The organism is Enterobacter sp. 301B (assembly GCF_003850715.1).
GTDB lineage: Bacteria > Pseudomonadota > Gammaproteobacteria > Enterobacterales > Enterobacteriaceae > Enterobacter > Enterobacter intestinihominis.
Genome location: NZ_PQTC01000004.1, coordinates 224,530 through 241,956, shown reverse-complemented (window position 1 = coordinate 241,956; position 17,427 = coordinate 224,530). Strand labels below are relative to the sequence as shown.

Genomic DNA, 17,427 nt, shown 5'->3' with positions numbered 1-17,427 from the left:
TCTGCGGGTTTCAGGCAGGGCCAGACTACTTAAGCGTGCAATCGCCGCACTGCTGAACATCCGGCAGACGGTAGCGCTGACAGCAGGTACGACGCACCAGAAGTCCCTCACGCGGAACCACGGTGCGGTAAAGAGGGTTATCCCGCCCATCCGACAGCTGTCTGGCAAAGAAACAGCTCTGACGCAGCGCATCCACTTTCTCGTCGCCGAGCAGCGGCTTCATCTCCGTTAAATACCAGTGGATAAGATACCCGGTATTACTCCAGATCAGTTTGCCGTTGATCTCCCCCGTCGCTTCCAGCGCATCAATGACCGGAACCAGCGCTCTTGTAATCAACCGTTCCATACGCGCCTGCGCTGACAGGTGACTCGCGCTCGAATCTTCGTGTACATCAATCCAGAAACAGGCGGCGCGTCCGGTCTCATGGAATTCGACGTGGAAATGTTCCGACGAGAGATCGAGCATCGTTTCCTGGGTCAACAGGGCCAGCAAGACAGGCGGCACCATCAGCCCGATATACCATTGTGCCCAGAGGGAAAGCAGCGGTTTATTTTCCCGCGCCAGCGTCGGTTGGTTACGATAAATATGGTCGGAATAGGTTGCCAGCAGTGACCGCAGCTCGGCAGGTCGTTGCCACTGAGTCAGCGTCAGAGCATGATGCGGCGGTGCTTCATCCAGTTTGATGAAATCCAGCAGATGGGCGCGTGTTACGGCGATTTTTTCCCGAATGGCATCCGCAAGCGTCGTTTCTCCGGCGGAGAGTGGAGCTCGCCAGAGTAGTGGCTCAACGATGTGTGCGGTACGAGTCGCCATAGTGTGGATTACAAATCTAAATGATAATGATTGCCAATCCTAACTATAGATAAAACCGAGCGCAAGCGTTTTATCCTGGCGCTGTGAAGGCGGTTTCAGGCGATATGAAGCTCGTCGCTCAGCAGAATGCTGTTGCGTCCCATATGCTTGGCTTCATAGAGGGCTTTATCGGCTTTCGCCAGTGCGCCATCAACGTCTTCACCTTCGAACATGGCTATGCCAATGCTGATGGTCACGTTAGTGGCGACGCTTTCGTTAAACATGTGGGGGATTTTGAGATCGTAAACCTTCTGACGTATGCGTTCAGCTGTCTGGCGCGCTTGCTCCAGTGGGATGTTACTTAACAGCACCATAAATTCTTCCCCGCCAAACCGGGCGACAACATCGCGTGAGCGCACGGCGTCGCGGATCGCAGCCGAGACCCTGATCAAGGCCTGATCGCCCATCATATGGCCGTAATGATCGTTGTAGGCTTTGAAATGGTCGATATCCATCAGCAGCACAAAGTGCTCGCCAGCGTCAGGCCTGGGGAGGTTCTCAAGCCGGCTTTGCAGCCCGCGACGGTTATATAGGCCGGTGAGCGGGTCCATCATGCTGAGATCGGTCAGGGTTTCACGCTCTTCGAGCAGTTCGGAAAGCAGCTCCTGGGCGAAACGGTCATTACGCCGCTGAAGAACATGATGGATACCAATGGCGACCACCGGCAGCGCGAAAAAATAGGCCATTCTCAGCCAGTTTTCGGACGGGCTAAGCCACAGGCAGGATATAAAAGCGGGAAATGAATGTAACGTAAAGGCTTTAATATTACTGGCGAAAGCCAGAGACCCTATAAAAAGCACTGTTAATAGCGCCATCATTAAATAGGTTGCGTGATCGTGCGTTATTAACAGAAATTTTGAGACGATCTGCCATGCCCATAAAAACCCAAAAATAGCTGAAACAGCAGGGATATTTATTTTTCGCGTGCTATTTTTCCAGTGCCAGATAAGTAAGCCAGTGCTGGCAGTCAATACGGCAAACAGGGGGACTGATAACACACGAACGGAATAGAGAGGGTTTGTTACCGAGAACAATGCTGATGCAGCGTTCAGAAATAAAAATAAACGTAAAGAAAGCTGATATTTCTTGTTGACTAAGGACAGCCAGGATTGTGATGTCATATGCGTGCGTTTTTATTAAAACTCAATTAAAACAATGAGCAAGGTGTTGTTATGTATTATTGGTCGCTACAAAATTGAATTTTTATTATCAGAAAAACGTTATCGGAAGTTAACAGGTGGGCAATTTATCACCTTACACATTCTCTGTCATTATGGGAAAGCAATTGCTGGCGCAATTTCTTACGTCGCATGCTGACAAGTGATAATTACTATCATATGATACTGGTTATCATTATCAGTGCGAGAGGTGAAACCATGTTGAGCAAAGCGCTGGGAAGTGGGTGGGGAATATTGCTGCCTGGTTCCATTATCGGTGGGCTGATGTTTGCCGATCTTCCCATTGATGTCTGGAAAGCAATGATTGTTTCGGGCTTGCTGGTGACATCCGCGATGATCTGGCACAAACAGTTACGGCATTACGTGCTGTTGCCATCATGCGTTGCGCTAATCAGTGGACTGCTGGTGATTCTGATGAGTTTGAAATAAAAGGGAAAAACAAGAGGTACTGCTGAAGGGATGTAAGATAATTGGTGCGAGGGGGGGGACTTGAACCCCCACGTCCGTAAGGACACTAACACCTGAAGCTAGCGCGTCTACCAATTCCGCCACCTTCGCACAGTCATCTTACTGGTTTGATATCGCCTCGTTGGTGCGAGGGGGGGGACTCGAACCCCCACATCCTAAGGACACTAACACCTGAAGCTAGCGCGTCTACCAATTCCGCCACCTTCGCCCAGTGCGAGCAATATCAACGTGATTTATGGTGCGAGGGGGGGGACTTGAACCCCCACGTCCGTAAGGACACTAACACCTGAAGCTAGCGCGTCTACCAATTCCGCCACCTTCGCATACCATCGACACTGTAAAAGTATCGTAACCACGGAGGCGCATTCTAGATGTTTTCAGCTTTACGTCAACAGAAAATTGCGCACGTTGTTTTGATTGCTGCAAAAATGGGCGATGGCAGCGTCAGCCATCGCCGGGCAGGGGAATTACTTTTTCGCCTGGCGCGTCATCACGGTGCGATACACCTTAAAGCGGCCTGTCTGGGCGATCACTTCGTGGAAGCCGAAGGTTTCATCCAGCACTTTCGGATACGCCAGGAAGGCATTCGCCACAATACGTAGCTCACCGCCGCTGTTAAGGTGACGGGTTGCGCCACGGATCAGCGTTTGCGCCGCTTCAAGGCTGGTCTCCATCCCGTCGTGGAACGGCGGGTTAGAGATGATCATGTCAAAGCGACCGGTCACGTCGGAGAAAACGTTGCTGGCAATCACTTCGCCTTCAATGCCATTCGCAGCAAGCGTGGCGCGGCTGGCTTCTACCGCCGGGGCGCTCACGTCACACAGGGTTAAACGCACTTTTGGTGAGTGGCTGGCGAGAACCGTTGACAGCACGCCCGCGCCACAGCCGACGTCCAGCACCTTGCCCTTGGTGTGCGGCGTCAGGGTGGAAAGCAGCAGCTTGCTGCCCGTATCGAGCGCGTCACGGCTAAACACACCCGGCAGGGTTTTAATGGTCAGTCCGTCAAGCTGGTACTCGTCCCAGAAGGTGTTGGCATCAAAAGTGGTCTGTTTTTCCAGACGGCCATGATACAGGCCGCAGCGTCGGGCGCTGTCGATTTTCGTCAACGGCGCGTAGCCTTCGAGCATCTGCTCTGCGCTTCGCACCCCGCTGCGGTTCTCACCGACGACAAAAATATCGCAGCCGACCGGCAGCAGAGAAAGCAGGTTCATCAGCTGGAACTGGGCTTCCGGTTTGTTCTTCGGCCAGTAGTAAATGAGCGTATCGCAGTCAGCAATATCGCTCTGCTCCGCCACCAGGCTAAAGCGTGCGCGCTCGCCCATCTGGCGGCTCAGCACCTGCCAGTGGTGGTAGTATTGGGTGTGGGCACGGCTTTCAGCACAGTCGAAACGTGCGGGCAGGTCATCCTGCATATCTCCGGCAAACAGAATACGGCTTTCTTCGAAATCATCACTGTGACGCAGCAAGACTTCACTTGCCGGGGTAAATGCAGACATGAATTGTTCCTCAATAAACTCAGGCGGGGATTATAGTAGGTAGATGGCGCAGTTTCGACACATTTGCTATATTTGCGCGCCTGAGAGACAGGAGTTTTCGCTATGACATCCCGACGAGACTGGCAGTTGCAGCAGCTGGGCATCACCCAGTGGGCTTTGCGTCGCCCGACGGCGTTGCGGGGCGAAATAGCCATCTCCATCCCTGCGCATGTCCGCCTGGTGATGGTGGCAGAAGCGCCGCCTGCCCTGAACGAACCCCTGATTGAGGATGTCCTTCGCACCCTGAAGGTGACAAACGATCAGGTATTACAGCTGGCGCCCGAAAGCGTCGCGATGCTTCCCCCTGACAGCCGCTGTAACAGCTGGCGAATCGGGGCGGTGGATGAGCTACCTCTTGAAGGAAGCCAGATCAGCTCGCCAGCACTGGACGAACTGAAAGCCAACCCAAAAGCGCGTAGCGCGCTATGGCAACAAATTTGCGAATATGAACACGATTTCTTCCCTCACGACGGCTGACCTGGCCACCGCGTTCGCGATTGAAACACGCGCCCATGCCTTTCCGTGGAGCGAAAAGACGTTTGCCAGCAATCAGGGCGAACGCTATTTAAATCTCCGCCTGGACGTTGACGGTGCGATGGCCGCGTTCGCCATCACGCAGGTCGTTCTGGACGAGGCGACGCTGTTTAATATCGCGGTCGATCCCGCTTACCAGCGCCGCGGGCTGGGCAGGGATCTGCTTGAGCACCTCATTCGTGAGCTGGAAACCCGTGACGTTTTCACCCTGTGGCTGGAGGTGCGCGCGTCCAATGTCGCCGCCATCGCGCTCTATGAAAGCTTAGGCTTCAACGAGGCGACTATCCGCCGTAACTACTACCCCACCGCAGAGGGACGTGAAGACGCCATTATCATGGCTCTGCCGATTGGATAACGAAAATAAGGTTGTAACGATGAAATGGGACTGGATTTTCTTTGATGCCGACGAAACGCTGTTTACGTTTGACTCGTTCGGCGGCCTACAGCGGATGTTTCTCGACTATAGCGTGACGTTCACCGCGGAAGATTTTCAGGACTATCAGGCGGTGAACAAGCCGCTGTGGGTGGATTACCAGAACGGAGCCATCACCGCGTTACAGCTTCAGCATCAGCGTTTTGACGTCTGGGCTGAACGGTTAAACATCAGTCCTGGGGTGCTGAACGAGGCCTTCCTGAATGCGATGGCGGATATCTGCGCGCCGTTGCCCGGCGCCGTTTCTCTGCTGGATTCGCTGAAAGGGAAGGTGAAGCTTGGGATCATCACCAACGGCTTTACCGCGCTTCAGCAGATCCGCCTTGAACGCACTGGCTTGCGCGATCATTTCGACGCGCTGGTGATCTCCGAAGAGGTAGGCGTGCCGAAGCCGGATCCGCGTATTTTCGATTATGCGCTGGCGCAAGCGGGCAATCCTGACCGCGATCGCGTGCTGATGGTGGGGGATACGGCAGAATCTGATATTCTGGGAGGTATGAGATCGGGCCTGTCGACCGTCTGGCTGAATGCGCATGGCCGCACGCTGCCGGAAGGCATCGAGCCGACCTGGACCGTAACGTCATTGAACGAACTGGAGCAGCTCCTGTGTAAACAATGATTGCCTGCCCCCTGTTGATGGGTAAAATAGCCGCATTTTTCGTATTCCATGATGCGCGGCCTGCTGCCGCGCTTACCTAAGAAGAATTGATTATGACGTTGTCTCCTTATCTGCAAGAGGTGGCCAAACGCCGCACTTTTGCCATTATCTCGCACCCGGATGCCGGTAAAACGACCATCACCGAGAAGGTGCTGCTGTTCGGACAGGCGATCCAGACCGCGGGTACCGTTAAAGGCCGTGGCTCCAGCCAGCATGCTAAATCCGACTGGATGGAGATGGAAAAGCAGCGTGGTATTTCGATTACCACCTCCGTGATGCAGTTCCCGTATCATGACTGCCTGGTGAACCTGCTGGACACCCCGGGGCACGAAGACTTCTCCGAAGATACCTACCGTACCCTGACGGCGGTGGACTGCTGCCTGATGGTGATCGACGCCGCGAAAGGTGTTGAAGATCGTACCCGCAAGCTGATGGAAGTCACTCGTCTGCGCGATACGCCGATCCTCACCTTTATGAACAAACTCGACCGTGACATCCGTGATCCGATGGAGCTGATGGATGAAGTGGAAAACGAGCTGAAAATCGCCTGCGCGCCAATCACCTGGCCGATTGGCTGCGGCAAGCTGTTCAAAGGGGTTTACCACCTCTATAAAGACGAAACCTACCTGTATCAGACCGGTAAGGGCCACACTATTCAGGAAGTCCGCATCGTGAAAGGGCTGGACAACCCGGAGCTGGACGCCGCTGTCGGTGAAGAGCTGGCCGCGCAACTGCGCGATGAGCTTGAGCTGGTCAAAGGCGCCTCTCACGAGTTCGACAGAGAGCTGTTCCTGAGCGGTGACATTACCCCGGTCTTCTTCGGTACCGCACTCGGCAACTTCGGCGTTGACCATATGCTCGACGGTCTGGTTGAGTGGGCCCCGCAGCCGATGCCGCGTAAAACCGACACCCGCGAAGTAGAAGCGAAGGAAGAGAAGTTCTCCGGCTTCGTCTTTAAAATTCAGGCCAACATGGACCCGAAACACCGCGACCGCGTCGCCTTTATGCGCGTGGTTTCCGGTAAGTACGAAAAGGGCATGAAGCTGCGTCAGGTGCGTATTGGTAAAGACGTAGTGATCTCCGACGCGCTGACCTTCATGGCGGGCGACCGTTCGCACGTGGAAGAAGCCTATCCGGGTGACATCATTGGTTTACACAACCACGGTACCATTCAGATCGGCGATACCTTCACGCAGGGCGAAATGATGAAGTTCACCGGTATCCCGAACTTCGCGCCGGAACTGTTCCGCCGCATTCGCCTGCGCGATCCGCTTAAGCAGAAGCAGCTGCTGAAAGGCCTGGTCCAGCTTTCCGAAGAGGGGGCTGTACAGGTGTTCCGCCCTATCGCCAACAACGATCTGATCGTGGGCGCGGTGGGTGTGCTCCAGTTTGACGTGGTAGTTGCCCGTCTTAAGAGCGAGTACAACGTGGAAGCGATTTACGAATCGGTGAACGTGGCGACCGCGCGCTGGGTTGAATGTTCAGACGTGAAGAAATTCGAAGAGTTTAAGCGTAAGAACGAAGTTCAGCTGGCGCTGGACGGTGGCGATAATCTGACCTATATCGCCCCGACTATGGTTAACCTGAACCTGACGCAGGAACGTTATCCCGACGTTCAGTTCCGCAAAACGCGCGAGCATTAATTCCTTCTCAGAGCACGGCAGCCGCCGTGCTCTTCTTTAATTCCAGTGTTATTAAACCCTTGCGGAATGTTCTTAATTCAACGTAATTTTTCGCTATTCGTTCGTTTTTTCCCCAATTCTGAATGCACCCCTCTGATTGTGATCTATATTTAACTCAGTGTTTAGCACCGGGCGTGGATGAATTAACTGTTCAATGCATGTCCATTGGTTCTCCATTTCGCCCGTGTGTTAATTCGCAATATATAAAACCAAGATTTAGGGAAGTATGTCGCCCAAATAACGGGCAAAACACAGGAATAAATCGATGAATATGACAAGACTGAAGATTTCTAAAACTCTGCTGGCTGTAACGTTGGGTAGTGTCCTGGTAAGCGGTTCTGCTCTGGCGGAATCCAGCACCATGGATAAAGCGCAAAATACCGCTAATACCGCAGGGGAAAAAATCGATAGCTCTATGAATAAAGTCGGTAATTTCATGGATGACAGCTCTATCACAGCAAAAGTGAAAGCCGCACTGGTGGATCATGAATCCATTAAGAGCACCGATATTTCTGTTAAAACCGACAACAAGGTTGTCACTCTGAGCGGTTTCGTTGAAAGCCAGACCCAGGCTGAAGAGGCCGTTAAAGTAGCGAAAGGCGTTGAGGGCGTAAGCTCTGTAAGCGACAAACTGCACGTACGTGACAGCAAAGAATCGTCGGTGAAGGGCTATGCCGGAGATGCAGCAACTACCAGCGAAATCAAAGCTAAACTGTTAGCTGACGACATCGTGCCATCCCGTATGGTGAAAGTTGAAACCACCGATGGCGTGGTCCAGCTGTCCGGTACGGTTGAGAACCAGGCACAAAGCGATCGTGCCGAGTCAATTGCGAAAGCTATTGATGGTGTGAAAAGCGTCAAAAACGATCTGAAAACGAAGTAAAGCAGTACCACTCGCCCGTCTGGCTGAAAACCGCGGGCGAAATAAAAACGACTCTGGAAAAGCCGGTGAGTGACCTGAGCGCTCACGTTTAGCGGCCGACATTAACTATGGTAAAGGAGAGGCTTATGTTTCGTTGGGGCATTATATTTCTGGTTATCGCGTTAATTGCCGCCGCATTGGGCTTTGGTGGACTGGCGGGTACCGCGGCATGGGCAGCGAAAATTGTTTTCGTCGTCGGTATTATTCTGTTCCTGGTCAGCCTGTTTACGGGTCGACGTCGCCCGTAGCAAACGCAATAGTTATTAAACAAACTCAAGCCAGTCCTCGTGACTGGCTTTTTCTCGTTTGAGAACCATCGGGAATGTGCGTTACTGTGTCTCATCAAAATAATGAAAACAGGAAGGCAGAGGTGGGGCAACGAATTCCCGTGACGCTCGGCAATATTGCGCCGCTGACGTTAAAACCGTTTCATGCAGGCCAGCTTGCGCTGGTCTGTGAAGGGGGTGGGCAGCGCGGTATTTTCACCGCCGGCGTACTCGACGAATTTATGCGCGCGCAATTCAACCCGTTCGATCTCTATTTCGGTACCTCTGCCGGGGCGCAGAACCTCTCCGCCTATGTCTGCAACCAGCCCGGCTATGCGCGCAAAGTGATTATGCGCTACACCACCTCCAAAGAATTCTTCAATCCGGTACGCTTCGTACGCGGCGGGAACCTGATCGATCTCGACTGGTTACTGGATGCCACCTCCAGCCAGATGCCGCTGGCCATGGATACCGCGTCACGACTGTTCGATACCGGCAAAGCGTTCTGGATGTGCGCCAGCCGTGGCGATGACTATTCACCGGGTTACTTTTCGCCGCAGAAAGAGAACTGGCTGGATATCATTCGCGCTTCCAGCGCGATCCCGGGTTTCTACCGTACCGGCGCGCTGCTGGAGGGGATAAACTATCTTGACGGCGGTATCAGCGACGCGGTGCCGGTACAGGAGGCCGCACGTCGCGGGGCGAAAACCATTGTGGTGATCCGCACGGTGCCTTCTCAGATGTATTACACCCCACAGTGGTTTAAGCGGATGGAACGCTGGCTGGGCGACAGCAGCCTGCAACCGCTGGTGAATATCGCGAAGCAGCATGAAACCACCTACGGCGCGATGCAGCGTTTTATTGAAAAACCACCGGGCAAGCTGCGCATCTTTGAAATTTACCCGCCGAAGCCGCTGCTGAGCATGGCGCTGGGCAGTCGGCTGCCTGCGTTGCGTATGGATTACAAAACGGGGCGGCTATGCGGGCGATACTTCCTGGCGACCGTCGGGAAAATGCTGGCCGAGCAACCGCCTCTTCATCGGCATAAAAGCATCATATTGCCACCCGCTAGTGTGGCCAATGACGCGGTGGCGATGCCGCTGGTGGACGCGCCGCAGGCCAACGACGGCATACTCGATAACGAGGACCTGGCGTGACGCACTCTTTTATCGATACCCATTGCCACTTTGATTTCCCGCCGTTTAGCGGGGAGGAAACATCAAGTATTGCGCGTGCGGCTGAGGCCGGTGTGAGAGCCATTATTGTGCCCGCTATTGAAGCGGCGAGATTCGAGAAAGTCCTGGCGCTTGCCCAGGGTCACGATGCGCTGTATGCCGCGCTGGGTCTGCATCCGATCGTGATTGAGCACCATCTTGATGACCATCTCGACAGGCTGGATGCCACGCTGCAAAACGCGGATACGAAGCTGGTTGCCATCGGTGAGATCGGCCTCGATCTCTATCGTGAAGATCCGCAGTTTGAGCGCCAGCAGACGATCCTGGATGCGCAGCTCCGGCTGGCAAAGCGCCACGATCTGCCGGTGATCCTCCACTCCAGGCGTACCCATGACAAACTGGCGATGCACCTGAAGCGCATCGACGTGCCGCGCAGGGGCGTGGTCCATGGTTTCGCTGGAAGCCTTCAGCAGGCGCAGCGTTTTATCGAGCTGGGCTATAAAATTGGTGTCGGCGGCACTATCACCTATCCGCGTGCCAGCAAAACCCGGGATGTGATGGCGCAGCTCCCCCTGTCTTCGCTCCTGCTGGAAACGGATGCCCCTGACATGCCGCTGAATGGTTTTCAGGGCCAGCCCAACCGCCCGGAGCAGGCGGCGCGCGTTTTTGATGTGTTGTGCGAGCTGCGTCAGGAGCCTGAAGATGTGATTGCCAGCGCGCTGCTGGAAAATACCCGCGCGGTCTTCGGCATCACGCTATAGATAAAGGGTCGGGCGGATCACCGTGATCTGCTGCCTTTCCAGGGCCTGCGCCAGCGGCTCGATGTCCTCCGGCGCGGCGCTCCGCCATCGCGCCGCCTCCCCGTAAACCCCATGGGCATGAAACGCGTTGATCCGCACCGGAACGTTCCCCAACGCGTGGATAAAAGCGGTCAGCGATGACAGATGTTGCAGATAATCACACCGATCGGGGATCACCAGCAGGCGCAGCTCCGTCAGGCGATGACGATCGGCCAGCCAGCGGATGCTCTGCTTGATCAGCGTGTTTTCGCGCCCGGTCAGAAAACGGTGATGTTCATTGCCCCAGGCTTTCAGATCCACCATCGCGCCGTCAAACACCGGTAACAGCTTTTGCCAGCCGGTTTCGCTTAACAGGCCGTTGCTGTCCACCAGGCACGTCAGATGGCGCAGGGACGGATCGGCTTTGATCGCGGTGAACAGCGCAACCACAAACGGCAGCTGCGTGGTGGCCTCACCCCCGCTGACGGTCACGCCCTCAATAAACGGCGCGGACGTGCGGATCCGTGAGAGGATCTCCTCGACGCTGTATCGCTGCGCCATCGGCGTCGCCTGCTGCTGACACAGGTGCAGGCAGGTATCGCACTGCTGACAGTGACTCTCCTGCCACCAGACGCGCCCGGCCTGAATCGTCAGCGCATCATGAGGACAGTGGGGAACACAGTCGCCGCAGTCGTTGCAGCGCCCGATGGTCCACGGGTTGTGGCAGGTTTTGCAGCGCAGGTTACAGCCCTGGAGGAACAGCGCCAGGCGGCTGCCCGGCCCGTCCACGCAGGAGAAGGGAATAACCTGACTAACTAAAGCGCATCTGCTGTTCATGGCTTATCACGCGTGGCTGACGTTCCAGAATACGGGTATTGCGCGCGGCCTCCTCGCCGAGCCAGGTGGTGTTGGTGCGCGAGCCGGCCTCCCGATATTTCTCCAGATCGGAGAGCCGCACCATATACCCGGTAACGCGCACCAGGTCGTTTCCGGCCACATTCGCGGTGAACTCACGCATACCGGCGTTGAACGCCCCCAAGCACAGCTGCACCACCGCCTGAGGATTGCGTTTAACCGTCTCATCCAGGGTGAGAATATCGCTGATCCCCGAATGATAATGTTTATGGTGCGGGGCTACGGCCAGCAGGTGGCTGATGGGATCTGGCTCGTCACCGTACGGCAGACGCGCCCCCGGCGTGGTGCCTGAATCAGAACTGATCCCTGACTGCGCGTGCAGCATCGCGCGGTGCTGCCAGCCGTGTTTCACCGGCGTGTTTTCAACGAACGCCGCCAGCTGTTCACTGATGCGGTAACCCAGCGCATTGGCCTGCTCGTTTTTACCGTACCGTCCCGTAATGCCTGCTTTCTCGCACAGCACGTTTACCGCTTCGGCCAGACCGTACATGCCAAACATCGGTACAAAACGATCGGCATCAATCAGCCCCTCTTTCACCAGGAAGCTATTCTCAAAGAAGCCGGATTGTTCATATAAAAAATCGCAGCGCGCATTAATGATCGCGATTTGTTGCTGGCAGTAGTGGGGAAGGGTACGGGTGAAAAAGTCTTCCGGTGAGCGGCTGTGCTCCGCAATCGCTTTCAGGTTAAGGCGCACCAGCGTGCTGCCGCCGCCCGCCAGCGGCAGGGAGTTGTAACAGCTCACCACGCCATAGCGACCTTTTGTGAAAATTTTATCATTTACCGGGCCATTGGAAATATGCGGCTTACTACACTCACAAATGTTTTTCGCCACGCTCATCAGCAGATCGTCAGGGGTGACGTCCGGGTCGTAAATAAAGGTCAGGTTCGGCGCGACCTGCTTCAGCTCTGCGTCCGCTCGCAAAATGGCACGCGTGACGGGCGTATCCGCCGGGCCGATATTGGCATGCATAAAGGCATCGGGCAGGGTTCTGTCCAGGTAACGCCAGAAACGTTTTATTCGGCTATCGATTTCATCCTGTGTTAGAATTTTAACATATGGGTTGAGTATCTCATCGAGCTGACCCAGATAGACTGGCATCGATGTGACGGACGGAACATGGTGATAAAGGATAGTGAGCAGTGACAGGGCATCATCCAGATCTTTCGCCCCTTCCAGCTCCAGCCATTCTGAGCCGTTAGCCAGAAATTTAGCGTAGTCCGGCAGCACGTAGCGCGGTTTGTAAGGCGCATGACCTTCGAACATGTCGCAGATGTATCCCTCGTCCAGCGCGGCGCGGGCCGCCTCTGGCAGAGCGGGATAGAGCAGATTGTTCTCCGCTTCCAGCGCCAGAAAATGACGTTTTTGTTCCGGGGTTAACACCGGGCTGGTCACAATGTGCTGGCATCGTTGTTGCAGGGCGTCGGGCATGTTCAACTTCCTTGAGGGTTCTGCGGATGGTGAACGAATTGTAAGAAGCCAGCCTGCCGGGGCTTTTGATCCGACAGGGGGTATCGCTGCTTTTGTCGGCGGTTGACGCATGAAAGTTTGAAGAAGATCTCATTACAGTAATGCAAATTTGCACACAGTTTTCATTAACTGTGATGAATGTCGAAGTGTGGATGCGGGTGAATGTTAGAATACTCACAGACCCGCAAGGTAAAATTTATACGGCACTGCCGTTGGAGAATGTTATGACCGATTTAACTGCAAGCAGCCTGCGCGCGTTGAAACTGATGGACCTGACCACCCTGAATGATGACGACACCAATGAAAAAGTCATCGCCCTGTGCCATCAGGCAAAAACGCCAGTGGGTAATACCGCCGCCGTCTGTATCTACCCGCGTTTTATCCCGATTGCCCGCAAAACGCTGAAAGAACAGGGCACGCCGGACGTGCGCATTGCGACCGTGACTAACTTCCCGCACGGTAATGACGACATCGAGATCGCGCTGGCGGAAACCCGCGCGGCGATTGCGTACGGCGCAGACGAAGTTGACGTGGTATTCCCGTACCGCGCGCTGATCGCCGGCAACGAGCAGGTCGGTTTTGACCTGGTGAAAGCCTGTAAAGACGCATGTGCGGCGGCAAACGTGCTGCTTAAAGTGATCATCGAAACCGGCGAGCTGAAAGAAGAGGCGCTGATTCGTAAAGCGTCTGAAATCGCTATCAAAGCGGGCGCAGATTTCATTAAAACCTCTACCGGTAAAGTGCCGGTCAACGCGACTCCGGAAAGCGCGCGCATCATGATGGAAGTTATCCGTGATATGGGCGTGTCCAAAACCGTTGGCTTCAAACCGGCAGGCGGCGTGCGTACCGCAGAAGACGCGCAGCAGTTCCTGGCGATTGCCGACGAGCTGTTCGGCGCCGACTGGGCGGACTCCCGCCACTACCGCTTCGGCGCGTCCAGCCTGCTGGCCAGCCTGCTGAAAGCGCTGGGTCACGGTGACGGTAAGAGCGCAAGCAGCTACTAAGTTTGAATTGCCGGGTGGCCTACGCTAACCCGGCCTACAGGATCGTAGGGCGGGTCAACATACCCGCCGCCATTCACCCGATTCCGCATGGAGGTTACCGTGTTTCTCGCACAAGAAATTATTCGTAAAAAACGTGATGGTCATGCATTAAGCGACGAAGAGATCCGCTTCTTTATCAACGGCATTCGTGATAACACCATCTCTGAAGGGCAGATTGCGGCTCTGGCGATGACCATTTTCTTCCACGATATGTCGATGCCTGAGCGCGTGTCCCTGACCATGGCGATGCGAGATTCAGGAACCGTTCTGGACTGGAAAAGCCTCAACCTCAACGGCCCGATTGTGGACAAACACTCCACCGGCGGCGTGGGCGACGTGACCTCCCTGATGCTTGGCCCGATGGTGGCAGCCTGCGGCGGTTACATCCCGATGATTTCCGGGCGCGGCCTGGGTCATACCGGCGGTACGCTCGACAAACTGGAAGCCATTCCGGGCTTCGATATCTTCCCGGATGACAACCGCTTCCGCGACATTATTAAAGACGTTGGCGTGGCGATTATCGGCCAGACCAGCTCTCTTGCGCCAGCAGACAAGCGTTTCTACGCGACGCGTGACATTACCGCGACCGTAGACTCCATCCCGCTGATCACCGCCTCTATCCTCGCCAAAAAGCTGGCGGAAGGGCTGGACGCGCTGGTGATGGATGTGAAAGTGGGCAGCGGCGCGTTTATGCCGACCTATGAACTCTCTGAGGCGCTGGCTGAAGCGATCGTTGGCGTTTCCAACGGCGCGGGCGTGCGCACCACCGCACTGCTGACGGACATGAACCAGGTGCTGGCGTCCAGCGCCGGTAACGCCGTTGAAGTCCGCGAGGCCGTGCAGTTCCTCACAGGCGAATACCGTAACCCGCGCCTGTTCGATGTCACCATGGCGCTGTGCGTTGAGATGCTCATCTCCGGCAAGCTGGCCAAAGACGACGCTGACGCGCGCGCGAAGCTTCAGGCGGTGCTGGACAACGGCAAAGCGGCGGAGATCTTTGGTCGGATGGTGGCGGCGCAGAAAGGCCCGACCGACTTCGTGGAAAACTACGCGAAATACCTGCCCACCGCGATGCTCAGCAAAGCGGTCTATGCGGACAGCGAAGGCTTCGTCTCGGCTATGGATACCCGCGCGCTCGGCATGGCGGTCGTGTCTATGGGCGGCGGTCGTCGTCAGGCATCGGACACCATTGATTACAGCGTCGGCTTTACCGATATGGCCCGTCTGGGCGACAGCGTTGACGGCCAACGTCCGCTGGCGGTGATCCACGCGAAAGACGAAGCCAGCTGGCAGGACGCGGCGAAAGCGGTGAAGGCGGCAATAACTCTTGACGATAAAGCACCGGAAACCACACCGACGGTCTATCGTCGTATCACTGAATAGCGGTATACTGATCTGATCGCATTTTTATGAAGCACTAAGTACGGAGAACAATTATGAAACGTGCATTTATTATGGTGCTGGACTCATTCGGCATCGGCGCAACCGAAGATGCAGAACGTTTTGGTGACGTGGGTTCCGATACCCTGGGTCACATCGCGGAAGCCTGTGCAAAAGGTGAAGCGGACAACGGTCGTAAAGGCCCTCTGAACCTGCCAAACCTGACCCGCCTCGGGCTGGTAAAAGCGCATGAAGGTTCTACCGGTAAAATCGCAGCCGGTATGGACGGAAACGCGGAAGTGGTGGGCGCCTACGCGTGGGCGCACGAGCTCTCTTCCGGTAAAGATACGCCGTCCGGTCACTGGGAAATCGCTGGCGTGCCGGTGCTGTTTGACTGGGGTTACTTCTCCGATCACGAGAACAGCTTCCCGCAGGATCTGCTCGATAAGCTGGTGAAGCGCGCCAACCTGCCGGGCTACCTCGGCAACTGCCACTCTTCCGGTACCGTGATTCTGGATCAGCTCGGCGAAGAGCACATGAAAACCGGCAAACCGATTTTCTATACCTCTGCTGACTCTGTGTTCCAGATCGCCTGCCACGAAGAGACGTTTGGCCTGGATAAACTGTACGAGCTGTGCGAGATCGCCCGTGAAGAGCTGACCGAAGGCGGCTACAACATTGGCCGTGTTATCGCGCGTCCGTTTATCGGCGACAAAGCGGGTAACTTCCAGCGTACCGGCAACCGTCACGATCTGGCCGTGGAGCCACCAGCGCCGACCGTGCTGCAAAAACTCGTCGACGAGAAAGACGGCCAGGTCGTTTCCGTAGGTAAAATCGCGGACATCTACGCTAACTGCGGCATCACCAAAAAGGTCAAAGCGACCGGTCTGGATGCGCTGTTCGACGCCACCATCAAAGAGATGAAAGAAGCGGGCGACAAGACCATTGTCTTCACCAACTTCGTGGACTTCGACTCCTCCTGGGGCCACCGTCGCGACGTTGCCGGTTATGCCGCGGGTCTGGAGCTGTTTGACCGCCGTCTGCCAGAGCTGATGGAGCTGGTGGGGGAAGATGACATTCTGATCCTGACCGCTGACCATGGCTGTGACCCGACCTGGACCGGTACCGACCACACCCGTGAGCACATTCCGGTGCTGGTGTACGGCCCGAAAGTCAAACCGGGCTCGCTGGGTCATCGTGAAACCTTCGCGGACATCGGCCAGACGATTGCGAAATACTTTGGTACGTCTGACATGGAATATGGCAAGGCTATGTTCTAAACGGATTGGGTGAGGCCTGATGCCCTCACCCCGACCCTCTCCCACAGGGAGAGGGAGAACAGAATGTAGGCCGGGTAAGGCGCAGCCGCCACCCGGCAAAAACAACAATGTAAAAGGAACTGAAGATGGCAACTCCTCACATTAATGCAGAAATGGGTGATTTCGCTGACGTCGTATTGATGCCGGGCGACCCGCTGCGCGCGAAACACATTGCAGAAACCTTCCTCGAAGACGTGCGTGAAGTGAACAACGTGCGTGGCATGCTGGGCTTCACCGGTACCTATAAAGGCCGCAAAATCTCCGTGATGGGTCACGGCATGGGTATCCCATCCTGCTCCATCTATACCAAAGAGCTGATCACCGATTTCGGCGTGAAGAAAATCATCCGTGTCGGCTCCTGCGGCGCGGTGCGCATGGACGTTAAGCTGCGTGACGTGGTGATCGGCATGGGCGCGTGCACCGACTCTAAAGTCAACCGCATTCGCTTTAAAGATCATGACTTTGCGGCCATCGCTGACTTTGACATGGTGCGTAACGCGGTTGACGCAGCAAAAGCGCTGGGCGTTGACGCGCGCGTGGGCAACCTGTTCTCTGCCGATCTGTTCTACTCGCCAGAAGGCGACATGTTCGACGTGATGGAAAAATACGGCATTCTGGGCGTGGAAATGGAAGCGGCCGGTATCTACGGCGTGGCGGCTGAATTCGGTGCGAAAGCGCTGACCATCTGCACCGTGTCTGACCATATCCGTACTCACGAGCAGACCACCGCTGCCGAGCGTCAGACCACCTTCAACGACATGATCAAAATCGCGCTGGAATCCGTTCTGCTGGGCGATAAAGAGTAAGAGCTGTTGT

Annotated in this window: 18 protein-coding genes and 3 tRNA genes; 13 read left to right on the top strand and 8 right to left on the bottom strand. The window is 55.5% G+C overall.

Going from position 1 to position 17,427, the window contains the following annotated elements:
• Positions 1–25: 25 nt before the first annotated feature.
• Positions 26–814 carry a siderophore-iron reductase FhuF gene (gene fhuF, locus C3451_RS06695; protein WP_045621233.1) on the bottom strand — a complete coding sequence of 263 codons (789 nt, stop codon included), beginning with the start codon at positions 812–814 and terminating at the stop codon, positions 26–28.
• A 95-nt stretch (positions 815–909) separates the two neighbouring features.
• Positions 910–1,974 carry a GGDEF domain-containing protein gene (locus C3451_RS06690; protein WP_023305406.1) on the bottom strand — a complete coding sequence of 355 codons (1,065 nt, stop codon included), beginning with the start codon at positions 1,972–1,974 and terminating at the stop codon, positions 910–912.
• A gap of 216 nt (positions 1,975–2,190) precedes the next feature.
• Here C3451_RS06690 and C3451_RS06685 point away from each other — a divergent pair, with 216 nt between their 5' ends.
• The gene (locus tag C3451_RS06685; protein WP_026080652.1) at positions 2,191–2,460 is read left to right on the top strand and encodes a DUF1435 domain-containing protein; all 270 of its coding nucleotides are present in this window, start codon (positions 2,191–2,193) and stop codon (positions 2,458–2,460) included.
• Positions 2,461–2,502: 42 nt separating this feature from the next.
• Here the strand turns inward: C3451_RS06685 and C3451_RS06680 are convergent.
• The 4 genes from C3451_RS06680 to rsmC form a co-directional block, all read right to left on the bottom strand.
• A tRNA-Leu gene (locus C3451_RS06680) sits at positions 2,503–2,589 on the bottom strand.
• A gap of 32 nt (positions 2,590–2,621) precedes the next feature.
• Positions 2,622–2,707: transfer RNA gene (locus C3451_RS06675), tRNA-Leu, on the bottom strand.
• Between the two features lie 28 nt (positions 2,708–2,735).
• Positions 2,736–2,822, bottom strand: a tRNA-Leu gene (locus tag C3451_RS06670).
• Between the two features lie 144 nt (positions 2,823–2,966).
• Complete coding sequence (gene rsmC / locus C3451_RS06665) at positions 2,967–3,995, bottom strand: 16S rRNA (guanine(1207)-N(2))-methyltransferase RsmC (protein ID WP_032625390.1); 1,029 nt, start codon at positions 3,993–3,995, stop codon at positions 2,967–2,969.
• A 102-nt stretch (positions 3,996–4,097) separates the two neighbouring features.
• Here rsmC and C3451_RS06660 point away from each other — a divergent pair, with 102 nt between their 5' ends.
• From C3451_RS06660 to C3451_RS06625, 8 genes are all read left to right on the top strand, one after another.
• Positions 4,098–4,511, top strand: coding sequence for a DNA polymerase III subunit psi (locus C3451_RS06660; protein ID WP_022646978.1), 414 nt, complete (start codon positions 4,098–4,100; stop codon positions 4,509–4,511).
• Positions 4,480–4,923, top strand: a complete 444-nt coding sequence (gene rimI / locus C3451_RS06655; RefSeq protein ID WP_022646979.1) for a ribosomal protein S18-alanine N-acetyltransferase — start codon at positions 4,480–4,482, stop codon at positions 4,921–4,923. Before C3451_RS06660 ends, rimI begins: the two co-directional genes overlap by 32 nt.
• A 19-nt stretch (positions 4,924–4,942) precedes the next feature.
• Positions 4,943–5,620, top strand: coding sequence for a pyrimidine 5'-nucleotidase (yjjG, locus tag C3451_RS06650; RefSeq protein ID WP_022646980.1), 678 nt, complete (start codon positions 4,943–4,945; stop codon positions 5,618–5,620).
• 92 nt (positions 5,621–5,712) lie between these two features.
• The gene (prfC, locus tag C3451_RS06645) at positions 5,713–7,302 is read left to right on the top strand and encodes a peptide chain release factor 3 (RefSeq protein WP_022646981.1); all 1,590 of its coding nucleotides are present in this window, start codon (positions 5,713–5,715) and stop codon (positions 7,300–7,302) included.
• Positions 7,303–7,606: 304 nt separating this feature from the next.
• Entirely contained in the window at positions 7,607–8,224 is a 618-nt protein-coding gene (osmY, locus tag C3451_RS06640) for a molecular chaperone OsmY (RefSeq protein WP_022646982.1), read from the top strand.
• A gap of 125 nt (positions 8,225–8,349) precedes the next feature.
• Positions 8,350–8,511 carry a DUF1328 domain-containing protein gene (locus C3451_RS06635; RefSeq protein WP_003856556.1) on the top strand — a complete coding sequence of 54 codons (162 nt, stop codon included), beginning with the start codon at positions 8,350–8,352 and terminating at the stop codon, positions 8,509–8,511.
• A 122-nt stretch (positions 8,512–8,633) separates the two neighbouring features.
• A complete protein-coding gene (locus tag C3451_RS06630; protein ID WP_023299272.1) occupies positions 8,634–9,686 on the top strand; it encodes a patatin family protein in 1,053 nt (350 codons plus the stop codon).
• Positions 9,683–10,465, top strand: a complete 783-nt coding sequence (locus C3451_RS06625) for a TatD family hydrolase (RefSeq protein WP_022646984.1) — start codon at positions 9,683–9,685, stop codon at positions 10,463–10,465. Before C3451_RS06630 ends, C3451_RS06625 begins: the two co-directional genes overlap by 4 nt.
• Here the strand turns inward: C3451_RS06625 and C3451_RS06620 are convergent.
• Entirely contained in the window at positions 10,460–11,320 is an 861-nt protein-coding gene (locus C3451_RS06620) for a YjjW family glycine radical enzyme activase (protein ID WP_032625395.1), read from the bottom strand. The two genes, C3451_RS06625 and C3451_RS06620, sit on opposite strands and share 6 nt — an antisense overlap.
• Positions 11,295–12,830 carry a YjjI family glycine radical enzyme gene (locus C3451_RS06615; RefSeq protein ID WP_032625398.1) on the bottom strand — a complete coding sequence of 512 codons (1,536 nt, stop codon included), beginning with the start codon at positions 12,828–12,830 and terminating at the stop codon, positions 11,295–11,297. Before C3451_RS06615 ends, C3451_RS06620 begins: the two co-directional genes overlap by 26 nt.
• A gap of 263 nt (positions 12,831–13,093) precedes the next feature.
• Here C3451_RS06615 and deoC point away from each other — a divergent pair, with 263 nt between their 5' ends.
• The 4 genes from deoC to deoD all read left to right on the top strand — a co-directional run bounded on the left by deoC (position 13,094) and on the right by deoD (position 17,417).
• Positions 13,094–13,873 carry a deoxyribose-phosphate aldolase gene (deoC, locus tag C3451_RS06610; RefSeq protein ID WP_022646987.1) on the top strand — a complete coding sequence of 260 codons (780 nt, stop codon included), beginning with the start codon at positions 13,094–13,096 and terminating at the stop codon, positions 13,871–13,873.
• 99 nt (positions 13,874–13,972) lie between these two features.
• The gene (deoA, locus tag C3451_RS06605; RefSeq protein WP_023299277.1) at positions 13,973–15,295 is read left to right on the top strand and encodes a thymidine phosphorylase; all 1,323 of its coding nucleotides are present in this window, start codon (positions 13,973–13,975) and stop codon (positions 15,293–15,295) included.
• Between the two features lie 53 nt (positions 15,296–15,348).
• Positions 15,349–16,572: a phosphopentomutase gene (deoB, locus tag C3451_RS06600; RefSeq protein WP_124304261.1), complete on the top strand. Its 1,224-nt coding sequence runs from the start codon at positions 15,349–15,351 to the stop codon at positions 16,570–16,572.
• Between the two features lie 125 nt (positions 16,573–16,697).
• Positions 16,698–17,417, top strand: coding sequence for a purine-nucleoside phosphorylase (gene deoD, locus C3451_RS06595; RefSeq protein ID WP_003856538.1), 720 nt, complete (start codon positions 16,698–16,700; stop codon positions 17,415–17,417).
• Positions 17,418–17,427 lie beyond the last annotated feature (10 nt).